Genomic DNA, 3,003 nt, shown 5'->3' on the forward strand with positions numbered 1-3,003 from the left:
GCACGACTCCCGATCTGACTTGCTGTCCGTCCCGAGAACTCGTGCTGGTGCCTTTTTCGCGGGACGATATCCGCCAGCCTCGCGTCCAGCCGCGTGAGCGCGTCGCGTTTCTCGCTCAGGTAATCGTATCGGTAGTTGACCGCGCCCACGTCCGGGTCGGTGTGATGAAAATCGCTGCCAAACGACTGCCGATCACGACCGAACAGGACCGATCACCATCGACTTCGATTCCAACAAAGTCCCCATTTCTCGCGGGTTTTGTTGCGTCGTGATCAATGGTGATCGCCCCGGGACTCATTCGTAATCAGCGTGTCTGGAGTTCGAGTCTCCAACGGCCCAATCGGAAGCCCTAACGTCTAATCGGTGGAACTTTCGACTCGTCGAAGTCGCCTGAGAGTTCGAATTGACTGCGCTATCCGCCACACAGTCCGCGATTTCGGCTCTCTCTGCGGAAAAATCGAAAATACTGCGCACGTTCGCGCATTTTCTTCTTGTCCCTTCTCAAAACCTGATCCGCGCAAACGCAGACGCGAAAGGTCGCAGGGAATGCTCGCGGGGTCGTTGATGAGTTGGAGGTGTCAGCCCGATTATGGACCGGGGTAATGAAATCTGCCGCGACTCTGCACTAACGCGACGTCTTTAGTTGCACGCGGCCACAAGCATGGCGGCGCCCAAGCTTGATGGGGCGGACTTCGTATCGGAAGAGCGGCCCCAGAACGGTCTTCTAGCGCTCTCCTTGAGCCGCCAGGCACGGAGGCGACCCGAGCCGCGCCGTGTGTCACGCCTCGATCGTGTCGAGAGGATCGCAGATTAACTCTTTGAGCGGTCGGGGTGGGCTGTTGTTGGTCCTTAGCAATCTGCGCAGCCGGGAATTGCATGAGATCGGCCAAATAGGACGCGACATACGGGCGAGCGTATCCGTTAGACCGCTCCTCGGAATACTGGCCGAACGCAATGGTTTGATTGCGAAGAAAGGTCCGCCACGATTGTGTTGGCCGCCTGCTTCGTGCAGGCATGTAGCGCGAGACGGTCGCCTGCGAGACCGTGAAACCGAGCATCAGAAGCTCGCCATGGATCCGTGGCGCACCCCAGAGAAAATTCTCATGGGCCATCCGTGCGATCAGACTGCGGACCTCACGGGAAATCCTTGGACGCCCTCGTCGCCAGCGACCACGTGACCGATATTTCCACATTGCGGACCAGCCGTTACGGCGCCAGCGCAAGACGGTCTCCGGCTGGACGATGACCAGGCTATTGCGCCAGTCCGACCACCAGCGCGACAGCAAGATCCAAAACAGGCGTTCAAAGCGGCGGAAGCAGGGGCGACGAGTTCGGCTGCGCTTCAGCACGGCGATTTGATGGCGCAGCGCGATCGATTCCAAAAGCAGCGAGGAACGGGTTCGGGATTCGCTTTGGGCGACCGAGACCGCTCCACCTGTCGGCTTCGCCATGAAGGCAGGCTATCGCCATGCGCTCGAAACCACCAATGAATTCCTGCGGATCAGGTTTTGAGAAGGGACAAGGTACGGCCTGACCGAGAATTGTCGGCGATACGCTTGAGGGTTAACATCAAACGGCATTAATAGCTGGGGCCATGCAGCAAATGGGTGCGGGAGGTCAGGGTGCGGTTGAATCAGAGGCAGCTTCGGACGGGCGCTGCGGTAATCGCGGCGATCTTTGGTCTTTTTGTTACGATTGCTAAGGCCGACGAGCGGCCGCTGATGCGCGCGGTGATTCTGCCGGACCTTATTCCGAGCGTTGCGCAACAATTCGTGCCGATGGCTGTCGATCTGCCGGCCAACTTCGCAAACTTGAGACGGATCAAGATCGTCGCTCTGATGTATTGCGGTGGGGACAATCACGGCGGCGCAAATGCGCTGGGCGTAGTCTATCCAGATCGGTCGGCTCCCTTGGCTGCCGCCATGGGGGGACTCAATTGTAGTGAACCGCTGTCCCACATAGCGGGACGGCTCGCGCATTCGAGCGGCGCTCCGGATTGGGTTGAAGTGATCAATACGCACATCACGTGGACGCCGTGGCAGCTCAGGTTTGGTGTCGCCGACACTGCAAGCGCTTCCAAGACAGGGCACTCCGCTCCGTCACTCCAGGGTCTCGGAGAAATCAGAAATTTTGCGACATCGAATCTGCAGATTCTGCCGTCGCCAGGCGACAACTACCGGTTTGACGTGGCGATCGGCTTCACGAAATCGACGATCGTCGCCGCTATTTTTCAAAATGGCCACGCCGCCAGTCCGCAGCAATTTTTGAGCTCCGACACGTTGCTCGATGCTGAAATTTCCGCCGCGCCCGCGCAGGCGAATTTCGTAGCCGATGCGCAGTATGGTTTCGTCAACGACCTCCTGAGGATCTATGCGCCTTCCTATGAAATTCCGATCCACCTTCAGAACATGACGCAACCGATGCTCGCGAAGCACGTGCAAGTTTCAGGTGGCGACAACACGATGACGACAGCGGGTCAGCTAAGCCTCGGCGAAATCGTTTACAACGCAACCGTCCGCTCGCAGGGAAACGATCTCACTGTCAGCCAGATCACGCTCCAGCCTCCGCCAGTCAACTGCACCGGCGATGATTTGATGGAGCGCCTCAGATGCCAGGGGCAGCAGGCGGCGATCAGCGCGTCGAGCGCTGCGGTCGCCTCCGCGCTGACCAACTATTACCAGGGCCAACCGTTCCATTACTCGACGGTCGATCATCCGCTGCGATTCACACTCGGCGATACGGAATTTTCTGCGACGGTCCAGGCGCTCAAATCCAGTTCCCGCGCTTCGACTATCAGCGAGGCCGGGCGCGCGTCGATCCAGAAAGTCGCGGGCGAGCTCCGGTAAAGCCGCTCTCCGTTGGGGGTGCGGAATCTTCAGCCGAAAGACCGCAATTCCGGAATCATTCGAGCGGGATGCGCGAATCCTTCGCGCAGATCTGCGTTGACGCGCGCCGAGTGGGGTGGCGCTGGTGTAACGCACCACCACAACGAAAGGCGGGCGC

The 3,003-nt window shown here is 59.1% G+C and carries 1 protein-coding gene; it reads left to right on the forward strand.

The features are described 5' to 3' along the window. Positions 1–1,628 precede the first annotated feature (1,628 nt). Positions 1,629–2,846, forward strand: a complete 1,218-nt coding sequence (locus VIO10_RS03990) for a hypothetical protein (RefSeq protein WP_331959694.1) — start codon at positions 1,629–1,631, stop codon at positions 2,844–2,846. Positions 2,847–3,003: the final 157 nt, after the last annotated feature.

This window comes from Candidatus Binatus sp. (assembly GCF_036567905.1).
GTDB lineage: Bacteria > Desulfobacterota > Binatia > Binatales > Binataceae > Binatus.